Here is a 21,494-nt window from a genome sequence, read left to right on the forward strand (position 1 = left end):
CGGCTAAAACAAAGCCCACTGCGGTTGCAGTGGGCTCAGGGGAAGCATGAAGGCTGCGATTACTTCACAGGGGCTTCAGTTTTGCTGCCATCTTTGTGCCAGGTGTAAACGACGAATTTGAAATCCTTGAGGTCACCCTTGGCGTCGAAAGAGAGGTCGCCGGTCGGGGTCTTGAAGGTCCCGGCATGAATGGCGGCAGCCACTTTGGCGGGGTCTTCGGACTTGGCGGCAGTGATGCCTGCGGCGATCACTTCAACTGCGGCGTAGGACGGGAATACGAAAGGACCGCTCGGGTCTTCTTTCTTCGCCTGGAACGCGGTGACCAGATCCTTGTTGGCTGGATCCTGGTCGAAGGATTTGGGCAGAGTCACCAGCAAACCTTCGGAGGCGTCCTGAGCGATTTGCGAGATAGAAGCGTTGCCCACGCCTTCCGGCCCCATGAAACCAGCTTTCAAGCCTTTTTCCTGTGCCTGGCGCAGGATCAGACCCAACTCAGGGTGGTAGCCGCCGTAATAGACGAAGTCGACGTTGGCTTGCTTGAGCTTGGCGATCAGCGAGGAAAAGTCCTTGTCGCCGGCGTTGATGCCCTCGAACAGGGCGACTTTCACGCCATCTTTTTCCAGCGTCTGTTTGACGGCAGTGGCGATGCCCTCACCGTATTGCTGTTTGTCGTGGATAACCGCAACGATTTTCGGCTTGACCTGTTTGACGATGTACTCGCCAGCTGCCGGTCCTTGAGCGCTGTCCAGACCAATAGTGCGGAACACCATCTTGTAGCCACGGGCAGTGATTTCCGGGCTGGTCGCAGCCGGGGTAATCATGATGATGCCTTCGTCTTCGTAGATGTCAGACGCCGGCTGGGTAGAACTGGAGCACAGGTGGCCGACCACGAATTTCACACCGTCGTTGACCACTTTGTTGGCGACCGCAACCGCTTGTTTCGGGTCGCAAGCGTCGTCGTAATCAACGGCTTCGAGTTTCTTGCCATCCACGCCGCCTTTGGCATTGATTTGCTCGATGGCCATTTTGGCACCGCTGAACTGCATGTCGCCGTACTGGGCCACGGCGCCGGTTTTAGGGCCGGCGATGCCGATCTTGATGGTGTCAGCTGCGAACGAATGGCTGGCGACCCCCGCCAGGACCAGCGCGGCAAACAACTTGGAAATCTGGTTAATACCCTTCGTCATGATGCTCCACTCTTGCGTTTGTAATTTTTATAATCCTGCCGGCCAAGGCTGCAGGACCGTGTTGATCTGGCCAGCCCGCCGCAACTGTACCGGAACAGTTTAGAGCGCCGGTGAAGCGCTTGGATAGCTGGCTGCGGGGGGCGAACGCCACACGTGTCGCTTAATCGAAAGAAAGATACACAATCAGCCCGCGCGACTCTGGTGGGATGCCACCTCATTCGCCTGCGTGAAGTGCACTGCAATCAATCACTTGAATCCGGGTTTGAACGACGGGAAGGCAGCGGTATCATTGCGCCGATTTTCCAGACGGTGAAACCCATGAAGCAAGAACCTAGCACCCTCTATGCCAAGCTGCTTGGAGAGACCGCCTCGATCACCTGGAATGAATTGCAATCCTTCTTTGCCAAGGGTGCCCTGTTGTGGGTCGAGCCGTCGCAGGATTTGATCATGGTCGCGCAGGCTTTTGCAGAAAACGCCGACGACAGGGTCGCTTCGTGGCTCGAGACGGCAGAAGTGGGCAGGGTCTCTGAATCGAAGGCTATGGACCTGCTGGAGCGCGATCCTCCGTTATGGGCAGTGGTGGTTGCACCTTGGGTATTGATCCAGGAGAGGGCATAACCCAATGGCGCGTTCCATTTTGGTGCATCGGATAGTGGCAAAGTGGGTAGGCCGGTAACTCACGCTGAGTGGCCGGTAGCAAAAAACCACGTTTTAGTCGGCACCCAAGGTGCAATCCGGCAGTGCCGGTCTGGTGGCGAACGGGGTATAGCAGAGGCCGATATTGACGATTGACCCCGGGGGTTTAGAGGGGCGCAGTGGGATCGTGTTGCCTTAGCGCTATGGACGTGTTCGAAAACGATCGGCGCGGGAGTGGCTTGCATCACGGCGTCCATACGGCGTGATCGTCTCCACCGCGCTCGTTTCCACCGCCTCCAGCAGGTTGACCGGTGGCCACAACTCGGAAGGTTTACGTCGATTGAGTTGCTCAACCAGCGGTTTCAGCGCCTCCAGCGGTGCTGGCTTGCTGAACAGATAGCCTTGAGCGTAATCGCAGCCGTATTCGCTGAGAAACTCCAGCTGGGCTGGCGTTTCCACGCCCTCCGTCACGACCTTCAAATGCAGCGTATGAGCCATGACGATGATGGCCTGGACGATTTCCATGTCCTGGGGCGATTCGGGAATGTCGATTATGAAGGATCGGTCGATTTTGACGGTGTCCAGCGGTAAACGTTTGAGATAAGCCAGTGACGAATAGCCCGTCCCGAAATCGTCGATGGACAGGGCCACCCCCAGTTTGCGGATTTCGTTGAGCAATAGCACCGTGTTGCTGATGTTGCCCATCAGGGCATTTTCGGTGACCTCCAGTTCCAGTCGCTGCGCTGGCACCCCGGCGTCCTTGAGTGCGGTGTCCATTTCCTGAGCCAACTCTTCACGGGCAAGATTCAGCGCAGAACAGTTTACGGTGATGATGAGCTTCTCGAAACCATCGTCCACGAGCATGGCCAGGTCCATGCACGCCCGACGCAAGACCCAGTTGTCCAGTTCGGCAATCAGGCCGTTGGTTTCAGCGATGGTAATGAAACGGTCCGGCGTGAGCAGCCCGTGGACGGGATGCCGCCAGCGCACCAGGGCTTCAAGCTTGGCAACGTGTCCGGTGCGCAGATCGACGATAGGTTGGTAGAAAAGCTCCAGGCCTTGTCTGTCGATCAATGCGTTGCGCAATTGCTCCTCCAGATGCAGTTCCAGACTCGCCTTGTTTTTCAGTGCCTCGTTGAAAAAGTGCAGCGTGTTGCGACCGTTGCCTTTGGATTGATACAGAGCGAGGTCGGCGTTTTTCAACAGTTCTTCACAGGTGTCGCCATCGTGCGGATAAACGCTGACACCGATGCTGGTGGTCATGACCATGCTCCGACCCGCCAGGGCGATCGGGTCTTTCATTTTGGCCATCACCCGCTGGGCCATATGGCGAGCTTCTTCGACGTTACGCAAAGCAATCAGAATGCAGAATTCGTCACCTCCGAAGCGCGCAACCACATCGTTGACACGGGTGGCGCCACGAATACGATCGGCAATGACCTTCAACAGTTCGTCACCCGCATCATGACCAAGGCTGTCGTTAATGCGCTTGAAGTGGTCCACGTCGAGAAACATCACGGCCAGCATGCCGTTTGCCAGCTTCTGTTCCATCAGGCGCTCGGCGAAGATCTGGTTGAAACCGCGACGATTGATCAGATTGGTCAGGGCGTCGTAGTGCGCCACTTTCTGAAGGGAAACACGCGCCTGATCGAGTTGGCTGAGCAAGGCGTTGACCCGGCGCAGGTCGTGTTCTTTGGCCTGAAGCTTTTTGTCCGCCAGTGCCGCGCTGACGCTACCGGCGATGATCAACATCACGATCAGCGCGATGGTCAGGCTCAGTTGCAGACTGTTTTCGGTGGAGTGCATACGCATCGGGGTGCCTTCCGGGACCATCAGGTGCAGCGCCCACATGCCCATGAAGTGCGTGCTGACAATGCCCAGGCCCATCACCAGGCTCGCGCCGTACTTGATCAGCTGATGGAACATTCCGCTGCCGTGGCGCAACTTTATCGCCAGAACCAATGCGGCCAGACTGCTGATAATGGCGATGACGATGGAGGCGGCGAAGCGAAAGGGTTCATAGTATTGCGTGGCGCTCGAGCCCATGGCCGACATGCCGAGGTAGTGCATGGCCGCAATGCCCAGACCAATGCACAGCGACGCAATCAGGTATTGCCCCGGGCGAAGCAGGGGGTGACTGAGCGCTTGCATGGCCACCGTGCCTGAAATCAGAGCGATGACCAGCGAGGCAATGGTGACAGGGATGTCGTAGTGCATGTCCAGAGGGGCCTGGAACGACAACATGCTGATGAAGTGCATGGCCCAGATGCCCACGGCCAGACACAAGGCGCCGAGTACACGCCAGCGCAGTCTGGCGTTGACGCTGTCGACGTGTCCGACACGCTCGGCAATGTCCAGCGTTGCGAAGCTGGCGGCACACGCTACTAGATAGGCCAGCGCGACCAGAAACGGGTTATGGCCGCAGTCCAGCAACACCTGGCCATTGCCCGGTGTGGGCATAGAGGATAAAAAATGCAGACCCAGCCAATCCATTCGCACGCTCCATGACCACTGCTGGAGATATTTCAGTCTGGGTGACTAATGGCACTTTGGAATGATTATAGAGGTGGTTTAATTTTAAACATCACTTAAAAGACGGACGTACCAACTATTTCGCCATAAGGGTAATGGCAAAAAGTTCTAAGCAGCCTGGCATGAGGCCAGGGGCGGGGGATGGGTTGGCGTTTGCTGTTCTATATCGACTGAGCGTCGAAGAGCAAGTGTGGCCCGGGCTGATCAGCGCTAAAAGAGCCGGTGGTGCTGAGCTTGCATCACGGCGATGTGGGTTCAACCGCTGAGTTTTCCGCGGTTGAACCGGCCATTCGTGGGCAAGCTCACTTCCACCCATCACCGTCCACCGGGAGATGGACGGTCGGATGGTTGAGGCGTTAACCGGCGACCAGCACCCGAATCGCTTCCAGACGCAAGGCAGCCTTTTCCAGCATCGCCAGCCCTTGTTGGCGCAGTTCGCGCAGGGCGGTGATTTCACTGTCGCGCACAGTCGGGTTAACCGCTTGCAGGGCTGTCAGGCGCGCCAATTCTTCATCGGTGTCTGCTGCCAGACGACGTTGCGCTTGGGCCACACGCTCAGCGTGCTTGGGCGCGATCTTGCCTTCAGCAGCGTTGATCTGCGGATTCAACACATCACGCTGAGCCTGGATGAATTTGTTGGCGCTGGCACGCGGCACGCTTTCCAGCTGATCGTTCAGGGTGGTGAACGAGACACGGCCCGACAGGTCGTTGCCATTGGCGTCCAGCAGGCAGCGCAAGGCGGCCGGTGGCAGATAGCGACCCAGTTGCAGCGAGCGCGGGGCCACTACTTCACTGACGTACAACAATTCAAGCAGTACGGTGCCAGGTTTCAGGGCCTTGTTCTTGATCAGCGCCACGGCGGTGTTGCCCATGGAACCGGACAGCACCAGATCCATGCCACCTTGCACCATTGGGTGCTCCCAGGTAATGAACTGCATGTCCTCGCGGGACAACGCCTGATTGCGGTCGTAGGTAATGGTCACGCCTTCGTCGTCGCCCAGTGGGAAGCTGGCGTCGAGCATCTTCTCGCTCGGCTTGAGGATCAGGGCGTTTTCCGAATGGTCTTCGCTGTCGATGCCGAACGCGTCGAACAGGGTTTCCATGTAGATCGGCAAGGCGAACTGATCATCCTGTTCGAGGATTGCCTCGACCAGCGCGTCGCCTTCACCAGCGCCGCCGGAGTTGAGTTCCAGCAGACGGTCGCGACCGGTATGCAGCTCCGTTTCCAGCCGCTGGCGCTCGGCACGCGCTTCGTTGACCAGGGCCTGCCAGTCGTCATCGTCACCACTCTCGAGCAGCGGCAACAGGCGCGGGCCGAATTGATGCTGCAGGGCGTTGCCGGTCGGGCAGGTGTTGAGGAAGGCGTTGAGCGCTTCGTGATACCACTGGAACAGGCGCTCCTGAGGGCTGGTTTCCAGATACGGTACATGCAGTTCGATGATGTGCTTCTGGCCGATACGGTCCAGACGACCGATGCGTTGTTCCAGCAGATCCGGGTGAGCGGGCAGGTCGAACAGCACCAGGTGATGGGAGAACTGGAAGTTGCGACCTTCACTGCCGATTTCCGAGCAGATCAGCACTTGGGCGCCGAATTCCTCATCAGCGAAGTATGCAGCCGCGCGGTCACGTTCCAGAATGTTCATGCCTTCATGGAACACGGTCGCCGGGATACCGGAGCGCACGCGCAGGGCGTCCTCCAGGTCCATTGCGGTTTCGGCGTGGGCGCAGATCACCAGCACCTTGACGCGCTTGAGCATCTTCAGCGTATCAATCAGCCAATCGACGCGCGGGTCGAAGCGCCACCAACGCTCTTCTTCGCTGGTCTCGCCCTGCGCCTGAAAGCTGACTTCCGGGTACAGATCAGCGTGCTCGCCAATAGGTAATTCCAGGTATTCGGCCGGGCAGGGCAGGGGATATTGATGCAGCTTGCGCTCCGGGAAGCCCTGCACGGCGGCGCGGGTATTGCGGAACAGCACGCGGCCGGTGCCATGACGGTCGAGCAACTCGCGGATCAGGCGGGCACTGGCTTCGGTATCGCCATCGGCGACGGCGCTCAGCAGGGCTTCGCCTTCGGCACCGAGGAAACCTTGAATAGTCTTGTGCGCTTCTGGCGACAGACGACCTTGATCGAGCAGCTCCTGAACGGCTTCGGCCACCGGACGATAGTTTTCGCTCTCGGCGCGGAAGGCATGCAGGTCGTGAAAACGGTTCGGATCGAGCAGGCGCAGGCGGGCGAAGTGGCTATCCTGACCCAGTTGTTCCGGGGTCGCGGTGAGTAGCAACACGCCCGGAATAACCTCAGCCAGTTGCTCGACCAGCGAGTATTCAGCGCTGGCCTTCTCTTCATGCCAGACCAGATGGTGAGCTTCATCGACTACCAGCAGGTCCCAGCCCGCCGCGAACAGCGCATCCTGGGCCTTTTCGTCTTCGACCAGCCACTCCAGCGAAACCAGCGCCAGTTGTGTGTCTTCAAAGGGGTTGCTGGCATCGCTCTCGATGAAACGCTCGGCGTCGAACAGTGCGACCTGCAGGTTGAAGCGGCGACGCATCTCGACCAGCCACTGGTGCTGCAGGTTTTCCGGCACCAGAATCAGCACGCGGCTGGCGCGGCCGGACAGTAACTGGCGATGGATGACCAGGCCTGCCTCGATGGTCTTGCCAAGGCCCACTTCATCGGCCAGCAAAACGCGCGGAGCGATACGGTCGGCGACTTCACGAGCAATGTGCAACTGGTGGGCGATAGGCTGGGCACGAACGCCGCCCAGGCCCCACAGCGAGGATTGCAACTGGCGGCTGGTGTGCTCCAGGGTGTGATAACGCAGGGAGAACCAGGCCAGCGGGTCGATCTGACCGGCGAACAGGCGGTCGCTGGCCAGACGGAACTGAATGAAGTTCGAGAGCTGGGTTTCCGGCAGGGTCACCTGCTGGTTCTGCGCGTTAAGACCGTGATAGACCAACAGACCATCGACGTCCTCGACTTCGCGGACGGTCATCTTCCAGTTTTCGAAATGGGTGATGGTGTCACCCGGCGAGAAGCGCACACGCGTGAGTGGGGCATTGCGCAATGCATACTGGCGGGTGTCGCCAGTGGCCGGATAGAGCACGGTCAACAAGCGGCCGTCCTGTGCCAGAACGGTGCCCAAACCCAGCTCGGCTTCGCTGTCGCTAATCCAGCGTTGCCCCGGTTGATACTGCTGCGCCATGCTGCCTGACTCCCGCCCTGAAAAAGCCGACTATGTTAACGGAACAAGCCGTCCAGGCCAAAGGTCTTGTGAACCTTGCCGTGTAAAAACAGATGGATAGTCGGGTCTGCAGCCTCATGCCGGCACTCATCGCGCAAAACACAGTCCAACGTTGCTCTTTATTACGGCTCAAGTCGACGAAACGGCAGCCGACAGCTTGTTAACAGGAGATCCATTACCATGCTGCCACCGTTGATCCCCTTGAGCGCGGCGCCTATTACTGCGCAGCAGGACCCGGTCAGACCCACGCCCGACATTGCGCCGGTAACGCCCGTGCAGCCGAGTTCCAGTGAAAGCACGATCGATAGGGGCGAGCGTGACCCCGAACAGGCGCAGTTGCTGCTGCGCGAAGAACAGCGCCGACAGCAAAGGCGTCGCCGTGACCGACGCGTCGCCGATCGCCACGCCGAGCCGGACGATGAGGGGGCAGAGGCGGATACCCAGCAAGCCTGGCAACAGGACCCATATCCTGGGCCAGCGATTGCGGGCGATTACCTCAACGCTGATAACACTGTGCCGGTGGTCCCCATCATCGATGATGAGCCGCGTCAGGGTTTGTGGGTGGACTTGAAGGTCTGAGAGCTGGTCAGCGCCTGCGCGATTGCGCATTATTGTCGCCATTGGGCATTCGAGAGCTGTACGCCATGAGCAATGACGAAAAACTGGTAGACCTGAGCGCTGAGCGCGCCAAGCGTGTTCACGACCTCAACGACAAGCGGCTCAACGAAGTGCGTCAGGCCTTTGAGCAAGCCATGCCGCTGGGCAAGGCGAAGAAGAAAAGCAAGAAACCGAAAAAACGCTAGATCCCTTTCTCCCCTGTCCCCACCGGTCAATGCACTGGCGTCTTTCTGGCGCGGGGCATTGACTTGGGTCAACACCTGCTTTTCCCTCTCTGGTTAATCTGCACCTATCGAACAGGGTCACAGCAGGGGGGATGATGGTTCTCGACCATGCGGTGATAGCCGGCGTCATGACGGTCATGCTGATGCTGAGTGGTTTTGCAGGGTTGGCGTTATTTAGCTGTAGAGACTCCCACAAGCGCGGTAAGGATTGAGTCTCCAATAAAAAGAGCACGCAAGGCATTTTGGGCGACTTCGGTTGCCCATTTTTTTTGGGCGCGTTTTGGCGTCTGGCGTCAGATTTGCGTTGAAGTGGGTAAGCCAATCGATTCTGTTGGTGCAGTGAGCTTTGGCAGTCACGCACCGTCCCCTGTGGGGGCGAATTTTATTCCCGAAAGCGATTCCAGTCGATAAGGCACTGTCAGCTGTACTGGCCTCTGGCGAATGAATTTGCTCCCCACCGCTGAGTTCAGCGTCAATATCCCTGCAAAAACTGCCCTGCCGCGACAAAGGAAACCATCTTAGCCAACAGTGATAGGCGGCAAGTCCGCCAGACTCACCGTCTGCTCCTTACGCGGTGCAAGAATCTCCGCTTCGCCATCAACGACCAGCTCATCCCTCTGATTGAAGACCCGGGTCGCAATCCGCACCCGAAACTTCGGCAGTTTTTCCAGGATTTCCAAACGCACGGTCAAGGTATCGCCAATCTTCACCGGCTTTTGAAAGGTCATCTGCTGACCCATATAAATCGTACCCGGCCCAGGCAACTCACAAGCCACTGCAGCACTGATCAACGCCCCGCTGAACATGCCATGGGCAATGCGATCCTTGAATATGGTTTTGGCCGCAAATTCTGCATCCAGGTGCACCGGGTTGCGATCACCTGACATCTCGGCGAACAGCTGGATATGACGCTCCTCAACCGTCTTGCTGTAAGTCGCGGTCTGGCCGACTTCGAGGGCTTCGTAAGGCGTATTGGTGACTTGAGTCATGCTGCGGTCCTGTGACTTGAAAATGAAAGTAAATAAGCTCAGCGGCTGACTGACTACTCGCTGCGCCGAGGCCTTGGCTCGGCCAGTGCTGCTTGGAACCAGGCGAGTAGATCACGGGTGACCTCGTCGCGGTTGATCTCGTTGAGAATTTCATGCCGTGCCTGCGGGTAGATATTCAGCGTAACGAGCGAATGATCCGTAGTCGTCAGAGCATCAGCGAGATCCTTGAGACGCTTGCCATCGCTCACCGGATCACATTCGCCGCCAATGATCAGCAGCGGCAGGCTTTTGTCGATCTGCGCAAGGTTGGACGTTTTGCTGATTTGCTGCAGGCCGCCCAGCATGTCCAGCCAGAATTGATTGGTGCAGCGAAAGCCGCATAGCGGGTCTTGGGCGTACTTGTCGACTTCTTCGGGGTCGCGACTCAACCAGTCAAATGACGTACGCGCTGGCTTGAATCTGTGGTTGAACGAGCCAAACGAAAGGAATTCGATAAGCGCGCTGCGCCCGGTCGGCCCCTGCCGCCAGCGTTCAATGCGTGCCACGAGGGCGGCGCTGCGGTACAACGAAACCGGCTGGAAATTCGAGCCACTGAGCACTGCACCCTGCAGGCTGGCGCCGTGATGCAGCAGATACGCTTGGGCGATGTAGCTGCCCATGCTGTGGCCCAGCAGGAACAGCGGCGCGCCCGGATGACGTTGAGCGATCGAAGCAGCGAGGCTGGCCAGATCACCCACTACCTTGTTCCAGCCATCCTCATCGGCGTAGTGCCCAAGCACGCCGTGGGCTGCGGTTTGACCGTGGCCGCGCTGGTCATGGGCATAGAGGGCGAAACCTGCCGCAGCCAATGCAGTGCCGAGCCGCTGATAACGCCCACTGTGTTCAGCCATGCCGTGGGACAGCATCACGACGGCCTTGATCGGGTCTCCATCGGTCAACGGCAGCCAGGCGTTCACCAGCAGGCGATTGTGATCGGATGTGTCCAGCCAAAAAGCGGTGTGTTTCATGGCGTTTCCCTGGCCTTGTATAAAATTGTCTCGAAAAAGCGCTGCACTGAAGGCGATTCAGCAGTGTATAGCCTTGCGGAATGACAGGCTGATCACCCACGAGATTCATACGAGTGATGAGGCCCGATGGCCTATTTGCCTTCTTGGGGTGAGCTGCTAACGTCCGGCAACCACCGTGCGCAGGCCGCGGGGCGAAATGCTCAGGTAAGAGGATAAGAACAACATGCAACCTGAATTCTGGAATGACAAGCGCCCGGCGGGTGTGAACGCCGAGGTCGACCTTCAGGCGTACACCTCGGTCGTCGAGGTTTTCGAGCGCAGCTGCAAGCAGTATGCGGATCGTCCGGCGTACAGCAACATGGGCGTGACGCTGACCTACGCCGAGCTTGAGCGGCACTCAGCGGCATTTGCCGGTTATCTGCAACAGCACACCCAGCTCAAACCGGGCGATCGCATCGCCGTGCAGATGCCCAACCTGATTCAGTACCCCATCGCCGTCTTCGGTGCCATGCGCGCCGGGTTGATCGTGGTCAACACCAACCCCCTGTACACCGCCCGCGAAATGCGTCATCAGTTCAAGGATTGCGGCGCTCGCGCGCTGGTGTACCTGAATGTCTTCGGCAAGAACGTAGAGGACGTTCTGCCGGATACCGATATTCAGTACCTGATCGAAGTAAAGATGGGCGACATGCAGTCTCCGGCCAAGGGTTGGCTGATCAACACGGTGGTCGCCAAAGTCAAGAAAATGGTCCCCGAGTACCACTTGCCCCAGGCCGTTTCTTTCAAAACTGTGCTCAAGCAAGGTCGGGGTGATCGTTTACAGCAGGTGCCGTTGGGGCTGGATGACATCGCCGTTCTGCAATACACCGGCGGGACAACCGGCTCGCCCAAGGGCGCGATGCTCACGCATGGCAACCTGGTGGCGAACATGCAGCAGGTCAACGCTTGCATGTCGCAGCACGGCCCGGACGGGGTGCCGATCTTCAAACAGGGCAATGAAATCATGGTGGCCCCGCTGCCGCTGTATCACATCTACGCCTTTACTTGTAACTGCATGTGCATGATGGTCAGCGGCAATCACAACGTGCTGATCACCAATCCGCGGGACATCGGCGGCTTCATCAAGGAGCTTAAGAGGTGGAAGTTCTCGGCGATGCTTGGCCTCAATACGCTGTTTGTCGCGTTGATGGATCACCCGGACTTCAAGCGTCTGGATTTCTCCAGTCTGCGTCTGACGAACTCGGGTGGCACCGCGCTGGTGAAAGCCACCGCCGAACGCTGGCTGCAACTCACCGGCAGTCCCATCGTCGAGGGCTATGGCCTGACTGAGACTTCGCCCGTGGCCACGGCCAATCCCTATGGCGATCAATCCAGGCTCGGCACCGTCGGCATGCCGGTGCCATGCACCACAGCAAAGGTGATCAGTGACGAGGGCATCGAACTACCACTGGGGGAGCGAGGCGAACTGTGCCTTAAAGGGCCGCAGATCATGCTCGGTTACTGGCACAAGCCCGAGGCCACCGCCGAGGTGCTGGACTGCGATGGCTGGCTGAAAACCGGTGATATTGCGGTGATCGACCCTGACGGCTTTATCCGCATCGTCGACCGTAAGAAAGACCTGATCATTGTCTCGGGTTTCAACGTTTATCCCAACGAGATCGAAGAGGTGGTTTCGCGCCACCCCAAAGTCGCCAACTGCGCGGTCATTGGTGTGCCTGACGAGCGCTCGGGGGAGGCGGTCAAGCTGTTCGTGGTGCCGCGGGATGCAGGCCTGAGCACCGAGGAACTGAAGGCTTACTGTAAACAGAACTTCACCGGTTACAAGGTCCCCAGGCACATCGTGCTGCGTGACTCGCTGCCGATGACCCCGGTGGGCAAGATACTGCGACGCGAGCTTCGTGATAGTGCCTGAGGATGGCTATATAGAAAGAAACGGCGTGTTGATCACGCCGTTTTTGCGTATGAGGCAAATGATTGCTGGCACTATTTCGATATTTAGGTTCATTGCTCTAAACATGACTGATACATATTCAAGAGTCATATTTATGACTGTAGGGGCTGCTTTTGCCTCTGGTCGGCCTTTGGCAAAGCTGCTACGCTCGGCCCGCTTTTTGTACTGTCGATAAGCAAAAAGCTGTCGCTACGAACATTCCAAACACAAGAAATCATCGCATCGAGCGGTGTGTAGAAACGCTGTCGCTGAGGAGTCGGCTTCCATGATTGAAAACTTCTGGAAGGATAAATATCCGTCTGGTATTGCTGCCGATATCGATCCGGACCAGTATCCGAACGTTCAGGCGGTATTGAAACAGTCCTGCGAGCGTTTCGCCAACAAACCTGCATTCAGCAACCTGGGCAAGACACTCACTTATGGTGAGATGTACGAATTGTCCGGGGCTTTCGCTGCCTACCTGCAGCAGCACACCGACCTGCAACCGGGCGACCGCATCGCCGTGCAGCTGCCCAACGTGCTGCAATACCCGGTTGCTGTATTCGGCGCCATTCGCGCTGGGTTGATCGTGGTCAACACCAACCCGCTGTACACCGCGCGGGAAATGGAACACCAATTCAACGACTCCGGTGCCAAGGCCCTGGTGTGCCTGGCGAACATGGCGCACCTGGCCGAGAAGGTCGTGCCCAGGACCGGCGTCAAGCACATCATCATCACCGAAGTCGCCGACCTGTTGCCGCCGCTCAAGCGTTTGCTGGTCAACAGCGTCATCAAATACGTGAAGAAGATGGTGCCGCCATTCCACCTGCCCAAGGCCGTCAAGTTCAATGAGGTCCTGGCCAGAGGTCACGGCTTGCCGGTCAATGACGCTGCCCCCACAGGCGAAGATGTCGCCGTACTGCAATACACCGGCGGCACCACAGGCGTGGCCAAGGGTGCGATGCTCACCCACCGCAACCTGATCGCCAACATGCTGCAGTGCAAGGCGCTGATGGGCTCCAACCTCGATGAGGGCTGCGAGATCCTGATCACGCCGTTGCCGCTGTATCACATCTATGCGTTCACCTTTCACTGCATGTCGATGATGCTGATCGGCAACCACAACATCCTGATCAGCAACCCGCGCGACCTGTCGGCGATGGTCAAGGAGCTGTCGAAGTGGAAGTTCAGCGGCTTCGTCGGCCTGAACACGCTGTTCGTCGCGCTGTGCAATAACGCTGATTTCCGTAATCTGGATTTCTCCTCGCTGAAAGTCACCCTGTCCGGCGGCATGGCCCTGCAACAGGCGGCTGCCGAACGCTGGAAGGAAGTGACCGGTTGTTCCATCTGCGAAGGCTACGGCATGACCGAAACCAGCCCGGTGGCCACCGTCAACCCGATCCAGAAGATTCAGATGGGCACCATTGGCATTCCGGTGCCCTCGACATTGTGCAAGACCATCAACGACGCAGGCGAAGAGCTGCCATTTGGCGAGGTGGGCGAGTTGTGCGTCAAGGGCCCGCAGGTCATGAAGGGTTATTGGCAGCGTCAGGAAGCCACCGACGAAATGCTCGACGCCGAAGGCTGGTTGAAGACCGGCGACATAGCGGTGATCCAGCCGGATGGCTATATGCGCATCGTCGACCGTAAAAAGGACATGATTCTGGTGTCTGGTTTCAATGTGTATCCGAACGAGCTGGAAGACGTGCTGGTGACCCTGCCGGGCGTGCTGCAATGCGCGGCCATTGGAGTGCCGGATGAGAAGTCGGGTGAGACGATCAAGATTTTCGTGGTGGTCAAACCGGGCATGACCCTGACCAAGGATCAGCTCATGGAGCACATGCGCGCCAACGTGACCGCCTACAAGGTGCCGCGCAGCGTGGAGTTCCGCGACGCTTTGCCGACCACCAACGTTGGCAAGATCCTGCGCCGCGAACTGCGTGATGAAGAGTTGAAGAAGCTGGCGCTGAGAAAACCGGCGTAAGCCTGCAGCAATCACACCAGACCCCGCCCTCGTGCGGGGTTTGTTATTTGCACCCCTTGATGATCATTCCCCACTCATGATCGTTCCGCCGCTCTGCGGGGCCTACTCATGGTGGCGCGGAGCGTCACGGGATGCGTCACCACGCGCAGCGTGGGAACGATCAGTAGACAGGGACCTGAGAGGTTCGCGTCTATCTGCACACATGCACCACCCCCACCAAATCTGCGACAATCCGCGCCCTGCATTCAGATTAGAAAAGACTTCGCGCCCTGATGACCGACGAATCGCCCTCCATCGACCCACTGTTCAAGAACCTCGACCACGCGATGATCAGTGATCGTCATCGCCTGCGTCGCCAGTTGCATGAACTGCGCAAGAAGCCCGACGAGGCGAAGCTGGCGCAGTGGGTCGAGCGTGTGCAGGCCTCGTGCGTCCGTGTGCTGAGTCGCGCGCAAAGCGTGCCGACCATGCGCTACGACGAAAACCTGCCCATTGCCGCCAAGCGCGACGAGATCAAAAAAGCGCTCCTGGAACATCAGGTCTTGATCATTGCCGGCGAAACCGGCTCGGGTAAAACCACCCAGCTGCCGAAGATCTGCCTGGAAATCGGTCGCGGGCAGCACGGTCTGATCGGCCACACCCAGCCGCGGCGGATCGCTGCGCGCAGCGTCGGTAGCCGGGTCGCCGAGGAAATCGGCACGCCGCTGGGCGGGCTCGTGGGTTATCAAGTGCGCTTTGAAGACCAGAGCGACGAAAATACCCTGATCAAGCTGATGACCGACGGCATCCTGCTGGCCGAAACCCAGCACGACCGTTTTCTTGAGCGCTACGACACGATCATCGTCGACGAAGCCCACGAACGCAGCCTGAACATCGACTTCCTGCTCGGCTATCTGAAAACCCTGCTGCCGCGTCGCCCGGACCTGAAAGTCATCATCACCTCGGCGACTATCGACCTTGAGCGCTTTTCCGAGCATTTCGACAAGGCGCCGGTTATTGAAGTCTCAGGGCGGACCTTCCCGGTGCAGACCTGGTACCGGCCGATGACGGCCCAGCAGGACGAAGAGGGCAACAGCGTCGAGGACGACCTGACCGTCGATCAGGCGATTCTCGCAACGCTCGATGAACTCGCTGCCCTGGAACGCAGCGAACGCAAATCCCCCGGGGACGTGCTGGTGTTCCTGCCTGGCGAGCGCGAGATTCGCGATGCCGCGGAAATGCTGCGCAAGGCTCAGCTCAAGCACACTGAAATCCTGCCGCTGTACGCGCGGCTGTCGCCTGCCGAACAGCAGCGGATTTTTCAGTCGCACCCAGGCCGGCGCGTGGTACTGGCGACCAACGTTGCCGAGACTTCCCTGACTGTGCCGGGCATTCGCTATGTGATCGACACCGGCACTGCACGAATCAGCCGCTACAGCTATCGCGCCAAGGTCCAGCGCCTGCCCGTCGAGGCGATTTCCCAGGCCAGCGCCAACCAGCGCAAAGGTCGTTGTGGCCGTGTCGAACCGGGGCTTTGCGTGAGGCTGTACAGCGAGGAGGATTTTCTCTCCCGCCCTGAATTCACCGATCCGGAAATCCTGCGCACCAACCTGGCGGCGGTCATCCTGCAGATGCTGCATCTGCGCTTGGGCGAGATTACCGATTTCCCGTTCATCGAGCCGCCGGATGGCAAGGCCATCAGCGACGGCTTCAACCTGCTGCAGGAGCTGTCAGCGGTCAACCGTGAGAACCAGTTGACCCCGCTGGGGCGTCAGCTGGCGCGCTTGCCGGTGGACCCGCGCATGGGCCGCATGCTGCTGGAGGCTGCGAAACAGGGCAGCCTGCAGGAAGTGCTGATCGTGGCCAGCGCCATGTCGATCCAGGATCCGCGCGAGCGTCCGCCGGACCGGCAGCAGGCCGCCGATCAGGCCCACGCACAATGGAAAGATCAGGATTCGGATTTCGCCGGGCTGGTCAATCTATGGCGCGGGTTCGAGGAACAGCGTCAGGCCCTCACGGCTAGCCCGCTGCGCAACTGGTGTCGGCGCAACTTCCTGAACTACCTGCGGCTGCGTGAATGGCGCGATTCCCATCGTCAATTGAGTTTGATCTGCCGCGACCTGCAACTGACGGTCAACAAGGATCCGGCCGACTTCCCGAAATTCCACAAGGCGGTGCTCTCGGGGCTGTTGAGCCAGATCGGACAAAAGACCGAAGAGGGCGATTACCTTGGCGCGCGGCAGCGGCGTTTCTGGGTGCACCCGTCCTCGGGTCTTGGCAGGAAGCGCCCCCAATGGATCATGGCCGCCGAGCTGGTTGAAACCACCAAGCTGTATGCGCGCATGGTCGCCAAGATCGAGCCGGACTGGATCGAGCCGCTGGCCGGGCACCTGATCAAGAAAAACCATTTCGAACCACATTGGGAGAAGAAGCGCGGCCAGGTCGTGGCTTTCGAGCAGATCACCTTGTTCGGCCTGATCGTGGTCGGACGTCGTCCGGTGCATTTCGGACCGATTGATCCGGTGGTTTCCCGCGAGTTCTTCATTCGTGAGGGGCTGGTGCGCGGCGAGATTCAGTCCCGCGCCAAATGCCTGAGTGCCAACACCAAACTGCTGGAGCAACTCGACGAACTGGAAGCCAAGGCCCGACGTCGCGACATTCTGGCGGATGAAGAAACCCTGTTCCGTTTCTACGACGAGCGCCTGCCTGCCGACATCCACCAGACTGCCACGTTCGACGCCTGGTATCGAATGGAGAGCCAGAAGAGCCCGCAATTGCTGATCATGCGCGAAGAAGATGTGCTCGCCCGTGAAGCCAGCGAAGTCACGGCCAATCAGTACCCCGACACCCTGCGTCTGGGCGAGTTGACACTGCCGCTGACCTACCACTTCGAACCCAATCATCCCCGTGACGGCGTGACCCTGCGCGTGCCGGCACCGTTGCTGCTGTCGCTGCCTGCCGAGCGTCTGGAGTGGCTGGTGCCGGGGCTGCTGGAGACCAAGTGCGTGGCGCTGGTGCGTAACCTGCCCAAGGCCTTGCGCAAGAACTTCGTGCCGGTGCCGGATTTCGTCAAGGCCGCGTTGCAGCGCATGGTTTTTGCCGAAGGCTCGTTGCCGCAGGCTTTGGGTCGTGAACTGCTGCGCATGACCGGAGCACGGGTCACCGACGAAGCCTGGGCCGAGGCTGCGCAGCAACTGGAAAGCCATCTGAAGATGAATCTGGAAGTGGTCGACGCCAACGGCAAGTTCCTCGGTGAAGGCCGGGAGCTGGACGAGTTGACTGCGCGGTTCGCCGAAGCCGGGCAGGCCGCCCTGGCGGTGCCGCAGTCGGCCAAGAGTCAACAGCCGGTGCAAGCCAAGGGCTTCGCTGCGGTGGCGCAGAAGACCCAACAACAGATCGCCGGATTCTCGATGACGGTGTATCCGGCCCTGGTGGAAGAGGGTGGCGTGGTCAAGGAAGGGCGTTTTTCGACTCAGACAGAAGCCGAGTATCAGCATCGTCGCGCCTTGCAGCGCTTGCTCCTGCAGCAACTGGCCGAGCCTGCGAAATTTCTGCGCAGCAAACTGCCTGGACAGACCGAGCTGGCCTTGCTGTACCGCGACATGGGCCGAGTCGATGCGTTGATCGAGGACATTCTGCTGGCGAGCCTGGACAGTTGCATTCTGGACGGTGAAGTCACGTTGCCACGCGATGGCGCGGGTCTCATGTCGCTGGCCGAACGCAAGCGTGGCAGTCTGACCGAGCAGGCTGAGCGGTTGGCGAAGCTGACGCTGGAAATCCTCAAGCTATGGCACGGGCTGCAAAAACGCTTCAAGGGCAAGATTGATCTGGCTCAGGCTGTGGCCTTGAACGACATCAAAGGGCAGTTGGGCAAGCTCGTGTACCCAGGCTTCGTCCGCGAAACCCCGCTCATGTGGCTCAAGGAGTTCCCGCGCTATTTGAAGGCCATCGAACTGCGTCTCGAAAAGCTGGGCAGTCAGGTGCAGAAGGACCGGGTCTGGAGCCTCGAATTGGGCAATCTATGGGTGCAGTACCAGACCCGCGCCGACAAACATGCACAGGAAGGCAAGCGCGATGCCGAACTGGTGGTTTACCGCTGGTGGCTGGAGGAATACCGCGTGTCACTGTTTGGCCAGCAACTGGGGACCAAGGTGCCGATATCCGACAAGCGTTTGAGCAAGCAGTGGAGCCAGGTCGAGGGGTAACAGACCGCAGTTTGAACTGATCACCGTACTCACCTGTGGGAACGAATTTATTCGCGAGTGGCCGTTGCAGACGACAGATACAGGCCGTCTGAAAGTCCGTATCGCGAATGAATGGGTACCCACAGCCGTTTCCGTTCAGTCCCAAGCCAAGGTATTCCGGCAGCTCGATAGCGCCAAATCCCGGCCGTTATGGCAAACTTCGCGGCCAAATCCCACGGCGCCGTACATCAGCACTGGGAAATTTTATCGTTGCATTGGTACTGTCGTTCCGGAAACGGCCAGCACCATGCTTACGCAGGCGCTTTGTCTGCCGGCATTAACAAGCTGCCGTCAATAATCAGAGAGGAACGACCGTGTACGATGTCGTGATCAGTGGCACAGGGCTCTACACCCCATCCAACAGCATTTCCAACGATGAACTGGTGCAGTCTTTCAACACCTGGGTCGCGCAGTTCAACGCTGAAAACGTTGCGGCCATCGAGGCTGGCGAGCTTCAGGCGCTGACCGAGTCCAATGCGGCCTTCATCGAGAAAGCCAGCGGGATCAAAAGCCGCTTCGTCATGGACAAGGACGGCATCCTCGACCCCCTGCGCATGAAGCCTCGCTTGCCGGAGCGTTCCAACGACGAATGGTCGATCCTCTGCCAGATGGGTGTCGCCGCAGCCGAACAGGCCTTGCAGCGGGCAGGCAAAACCGCTGCCGACATCGACGGCGTGATCGTCGCCTGCTCCAACCTGCAACGTGCTTATCCGGCGATTTCCATCGAAATTCAGTCGGCGCTGGGGATTCAGGGTTTTGGCTTTGACATGAACGTTGCCTGTTCCTCGGCGACCTTCGGGATTCAAACCGCCTGCAACAGCGTCAAGCTTGGTCAGGCCCGTGCATTGCTGGTGATCAGCCCGGAAATCTGCACTGCACACCTTAATTTCCGTGACCGCGACAGCCACTTCATCTTCGGCGATGCGGCGACGGCTGTGGTGGTCGAGCGTGCCGATCTTGCGACATCCGAATACCAGTTCGACATCGTCGGCACCAAGCTGCTGACTACGTTCTCCAATAACATTCGCAACAACTTCGGTTTCCTCAACCGCACCGCCGAAGAAGGCGAAGGGACGCCAGACAAACTGTTCGTGCAGGAAGGTCGCAAGGTGTTCCGCGATGTTTGTCCGATGGTCGCTGAGCTGGTTGGCGCGCATATGAACGAGAACAGCCTGAACGTCAGCGACGTGCAACGTTTCTGGCTGCATCAGGCCAACCTGAGCATGAATCACCTGATCGTGAAAAAACTGCTGGGCCGAGACGCCACCCTCGAAGAAGCGCCGGTGATTCTCGACCGTTATGCCAACACCAGTTCAGCGGGCTCGGTGATCGCTTTTCACACCTATCAGGACGATCTGCCAAAAGGCGCGTTGGGCGTACTCAGCTCGTTCGGGGCGGGGTATTCGATCGGTAGCGTGATTTTGCGCAAGAAGTGACATGACGCCAGCGCCTGCGATGGTTGGCGCTCAATCCATATACAATGGCCAGCCTCCGCGCAGGAGGCTGGCCATTTTATAAACCCGTCAGGCGTATCTCTGTAATGCCGGGTTGATCGCTACGGGCCCAAGCCCTGGATCAGACAGGCGTGCCGGGCTTGATGTCGAAGGCTTTCTGCACCAGCTCGGTTCGTTTTCCAAGACCCTCATTGCTTTTACGTGTCCAGGCAGCGTCCATCTGCTGGCGTTGCTGGGCGATGATTTCCTTGGGTTCGACATTTCGATAGCTGTCGATTTCGCCGGTGATCACACCGATGGTGGTCTCGAAAACCGGCTCCGGATCGTACTGCTCATGGGGAAACGCCAGTTTGCTGTAATCGAACAGACGCTGGGAGGGATCGTCCTGCCAGGTTTTCCAGGTCTCGAACATCCGATCATTGAAGCCGGTAAGGAATGGTCCCGGGTTGACCGTGGCGACGTCGACGCCAAATTCTTTCAGCTCCTGATTCATCGCTTCAGCGATGGCTTCGATGGCGTGCTTGGAGGACGCGTACGCGCCCGCGAACGGGTCGGTGGTCAGGCCTGCCACCGACGACATGAAGACAATCTTGCCTTTCTTCTTCGCCACCATCTTTTTGGCAATCAACTGGGTCAGCATCAACGGGCCGACGATGTTGACTTCATACTGACGGCGCAGGTTTTCTGCGGGAATGTCGACGGTCGATCCACCTTCGGAAATACCGGCATTGTTCAGCAATACATCCACATCCCACTCGGCGGCCTTGAGACGGTCGCCTTCATGGGTGACATCGAGCTTTTCAATGCGCAGTTTCACGCCACGACGCTTCGCTTCTTGCTCCAGTAAATGCACCTGCGCGACGATTTCTACGCCGGCGATAACGTCCAGCCCTTTTGCCGCCAGTCTTAACGAGACTTCGTGGCCGAATCCTGTGCCTGCGCCAGTTACGAGAATAGTCATGATGATTTCCTGTATGGAGGTGTGAAAGGGGTTAAAGCGCTGCGACCGCCGCTTCTGCCACGGCCTGGTCCTGGTCTGCGGTCCCGCCGCTGACGCCCACGGCGCCGACGAACGCGTCGCCGCTTTTAAGGGGGATGCCGCCGGCGAAGGTGATGATGCGGCCATCCACCGAGTTGGCGATGCCATAGAGCGATGCGCCCGGTTGCGCATCGGCCGCCAGGTCTTTGGTGGCTGTCTTGCAGGCAAGGCTGGTGAACGCCTTGTTGATCGAATGGGAAATGCTCGCCAGTTGCGCGCCGTCCATGCGCACATGGGCAACCAGGTTGCCGCCTGCGTCTACGACGGCCACGTTGCTGGGCGAACCTATCTGCGTGGCTTTGGCCTCGGCTGCATTGATGATGCGTTTAGCATCGGAAAGTGAGAGGGAGGCAAGGGTCAGCATTCAGGTACTCCTCTGTAGCGCGATTCTGATTCAGCTGAATCAATGTCTGCCTTTAAGGTGACCCC

At 58.8% G+C, this 21,494-nt stretch carries 15 protein-coding genes; 8 read left to right on the forward strand and 7 right to left on the reverse strand.

What is annotated here, in order from left to right:
- Nucleotides 1-59: 59 nt before the first annotated feature.
- Nucleotides 60-1,187 (reverse strand): branched-chain amino acid ABC transporter substrate-binding protein, encoded by a 1,128-nt coding sequence (locus EC915_RS07430; RefSeq protein WP_133749886.1) that lies wholly within the window; start codon nucleotides 1,185-1,187, stop codon nucleotides 60-62.
- 318 nt (nucleotides 1,188-1,505) lie between these two features.
- Here EC915_RS07430 and EC915_RS07435 point away from each other — a divergent pair, with 318 nt between their 5' ends.
- On the forward strand, nucleotides 1,506-1,805 hold the full coding sequence (locus EC915_RS07435; RefSeq protein ID WP_133750160.1) for a DUF2288 domain-containing protein: 300 nt from the start codon (nucleotides 1,506-1,508) through the stop codon (nucleotides 1,803-1,805).
- A gap of 219 nt (nucleotides 1,806-2,024) precedes the next feature.
- On the opposite strand, the gene EC915_RS07440 is transcribed toward EC915_RS07435, so the two are convergent.
- Together EC915_RS07440 and rapA are read right to left on the reverse strand one after the other, a co-directional pair.
- A complete protein-coding gene (locus EC915_RS07440; protein WP_133749887.1) occupies nucleotides 2,025-4,316 on the reverse strand; it encodes a bifunctional diguanylate cyclase/phosphodiesterase in 2,292 nt (763 codons plus the stop codon).
- 395 nt (nucleotides 4,317-4,711) lie between these two features.
- Nucleotides 4,712-7,558 carry an RNA polymerase-associated protein RapA gene (rapA, locus tag EC915_RS07445; RefSeq protein WP_133749888.1) on the reverse strand — a complete coding sequence of 949 codons (2,847 nt, stop codon included), beginning with the start codon at nucleotides 7,556-7,558 and terminating at the stop codon, nucleotides 4,712-4,714.
- A gap of 219 nt (nucleotides 7,559-7,777) precedes the next feature.
- On the opposite strand from rapA, the gene EC915_RS07450 reads away from it, so the two are divergent.
- The 3 genes from EC915_RS07450 (at nucleotide 7,778) to ccoM (ending at nucleotide 8,651) form a co-directional block, all read left to right on the forward strand.
- Nucleotides 7,778-8,176, forward strand: a complete 399-nt coding sequence (locus tag EC915_RS07450; RefSeq protein ID WP_133749889.1) for an aspartate-semialdehyde dehydrogenase — start codon at nucleotides 7,778-7,780, stop codon at nucleotides 8,174-8,176.
- 65 nt (nucleotides 8,177-8,241) lie between these two features.
- Complete coding sequence (locus EC915_RS24790) at nucleotides 8,242-8,400, forward strand: hypothetical protein (protein WP_166650940.1); 159 nt, start codon at nucleotides 8,242-8,244, stop codon at nucleotides 8,398-8,400.
- 134 nt (nucleotides 8,401-8,534) lie between these two features.
- Complete coding sequence (gene ccoM, locus EC915_RS25430) at nucleotides 8,535-8,651, forward strand: cytochrome c oxidase subunit CcoM (RefSeq protein WP_305955389.1); 117 nt, start codon at nucleotides 8,535-8,537, stop codon at nucleotides 8,649-8,651.
- A gap of 306 nt (nucleotides 8,652-8,957) precedes the next feature.
- Here ccoM and EC915_RS07455 read toward each other — a convergent pair whose 3' ends face one another.
- Nucleotides 8,958-9,428, reverse strand: a complete 471-nt coding sequence (locus EC915_RS07455; RefSeq protein WP_133749890.1) for a MaoC family dehydratase — start codon at nucleotides 9,426-9,428, stop codon at nucleotides 8,958-8,960.
- Nucleotides 9,429-9,481: 53 nt separating this feature from the next.
- The gene (locus tag EC915_RS07460) at nucleotides 9,482-10,435 is read right to left on the reverse strand and encodes an alpha/beta hydrolase (RefSeq protein WP_133749891.1); all 954 of its coding nucleotides are present in this window, start codon (nucleotides 10,433-10,435) and stop codon (nucleotides 9,482-9,484) included.
- Nucleotides 10,436-10,658: 223 nt separating this feature from the next.
- Here EC915_RS07460 and fadD2 point away from each other — a divergent pair, with 223 nt between their 5' ends.
- The 4 genes from fadD2 (at nucleotide 10,659) to EC915_RS07480 (ending at nucleotide 20,008) form a co-directional block, all read left to right on the forward strand.
- Nucleotides 10,659-12,347, forward strand: a complete 1,689-nt coding sequence (gene fadD2 / locus EC915_RS07465) for a long-chain-fatty-acid--CoA ligase FadD2 (protein WP_133749892.1) — start codon at nucleotides 10,659-10,661, stop codon at nucleotides 12,345-12,347.
- Nucleotides 12,348-12,651: 304 nt separating this feature from the next.
- Complete coding sequence (gene fadD1 / locus EC915_RS07470) at nucleotides 12,652-14,349, forward strand: long-chain-fatty-acid--CoA ligase FadD1 (protein ID WP_133749893.1); 1,698 nt, start codon at nucleotides 12,652-12,654, stop codon at nucleotides 14,347-14,349.
- Nucleotides 14,350-14,621: 272 nt separating this feature from the next.
- The gene (hrpA, locus tag EC915_RS07475; RefSeq protein WP_133749894.1) at nucleotides 14,622-18,533 is read left to right on the forward strand and encodes an ATP-dependent RNA helicase HrpA; all 3,912 of its coding nucleotides are present in this window, start codon (nucleotides 14,622-14,624) and stop codon (nucleotides 18,531-18,533) included.
- Nucleotides 18,534-18,886: 353 nt separating this feature from the next.
- Nucleotides 18,887-20,008 carry a beta-ketoacyl-ACP synthase III gene (locus EC915_RS07480; RefSeq protein WP_133749895.1) on the forward strand — a complete coding sequence of 374 codons (1,122 nt, stop codon included), beginning with the start codon at nucleotides 18,887-18,889 and terminating at the stop codon, nucleotides 20,006-20,008.
- 139 nt (nucleotides 20,009-20,147) lie between these two features.
- Here the strand turns inward: EC915_RS07480 and EC915_RS07485 are convergent, their stop codons facing one another.
- On the reverse strand, nucleotides 20,148-20,987 hold the full coding sequence (locus tag EC915_RS07485; protein WP_256658674.1) for an SDR family oxidoreductase: 840 nt from the start codon (nucleotides 20,985-20,987) through the stop codon (nucleotides 20,148-20,150).
- A 31-nt stretch (nucleotides 20,988-21,018) separates the two neighbouring features.
- Complete coding sequence (locus EC915_RS07490; RefSeq protein WP_133749896.1) at nucleotides 21,019-21,429, reverse strand: heme-binding protein; 411 nt, start codon at nucleotides 21,427-21,429, stop codon at nucleotides 21,019-21,021.
- Nucleotides 21,430-21,494 lie beyond the last annotated feature (65 nt).

The sequence above is a fragment of the Pseudomonas sp. LP_7_YM genome (genome assembly GCF_004364435.1).
Lineage (GTDB): Bacteria > Pseudomonadota > Gammaproteobacteria > Pseudomonadales > Pseudomonadaceae > Aquipseudomonas.

Excerpts from the sequence above, each read along its gene's own strand:
- EC915_RS07430 (WP_133749886.1), bottom strand. The coding sequence starts at position 1,187 with ATGACGAAGGGTATTAACCAGATTTCCAAGTTGTTTGCCGCGCTGGTC.
- EC915_RS07435 (WP_133750160.1), top strand. The coding sequence starts at position 1,506 with ATGAAGCAAGAACCTAGCACCCTCTATGCCAAGCTGCTTGGAGAGACC.
- EC915_RS07440 (WP_133749887.1), bottom strand. The coding sequence starts at position 4,316 with ATGGATTGGCTGGGTCTGCATTTTTTATCCTCTATGCCCACACCGGGC.
- rapA (WP_133749888.1), bottom strand. The coding sequence starts at position 7,558 with ATGGCGCAGCAGTATCAACCGGGGCAACGCTGGATTAGCGACAGCGAA.
- EC915_RS07450 (WP_133749889.1), top strand. The coding sequence starts at position 7,778 with ATGCTGCCACCGTTGATCCCCTTGAGCGCGGCGCCTATTACTGCGCAG.
- EC915_RS24790 (WP_166650940.1), top strand. The coding sequence starts at position 8,242 with ATGAGCAATGACGAAAAACTGGTAGACCTGAGCGCTGAGCGCGCCAAG.
- ccoM (WP_305955389.1), top strand. The coding sequence starts at position 8,535 with ATGGTTCTCGACCATGCGGTGATAGCCGGCGTCATGACGGTCATGCTG.
- EC915_RS07455 (WP_133749890.1), bottom strand. The coding sequence starts at position 9,428 with ATGACTCAAGTCACCAATACGCCTTACGAAGCCCTCGAAGTCGGCCAG.
- EC915_RS07460 (WP_133749891.1), bottom strand. The coding sequence starts at position 10,435 with ATGAAACACACCGCTTTTTGGCTGGACACATCCGATCACAATCGCCTG.
- fadD2 (WP_133749892.1), top strand. The coding sequence starts at position 10,659 with ATGCAACCTGAATTCTGGAATGACAAGCGCCCGGCGGGTGTGAACGCC.
- fadD1 (WP_133749893.1), top strand. The coding sequence starts at position 12,652 with ATGATTGAAAACTTCTGGAAGGATAAATATCCGTCTGGTATTGCTGCC.
- hrpA (WP_133749894.1), top strand. The coding sequence starts at position 14,622 with ATGACCGACGAATCGCCCTCCATCGACCCACTGTTCAAGAACCTCGAC.
- EC915_RS07485 (WP_256658674.1), bottom strand. The coding sequence starts at position 20,987 with ATGACTATTCTCGTAACTGGCGCAGGCACAGGATTCGGCCACGAAGTC.
- EC915_RS07490 (WP_133749896.1), bottom strand. The coding sequence starts at position 21,429 with ATGCTGACCCTTGCCTCCCTCTCACTTTCCGATGCTAAACGCATCATC.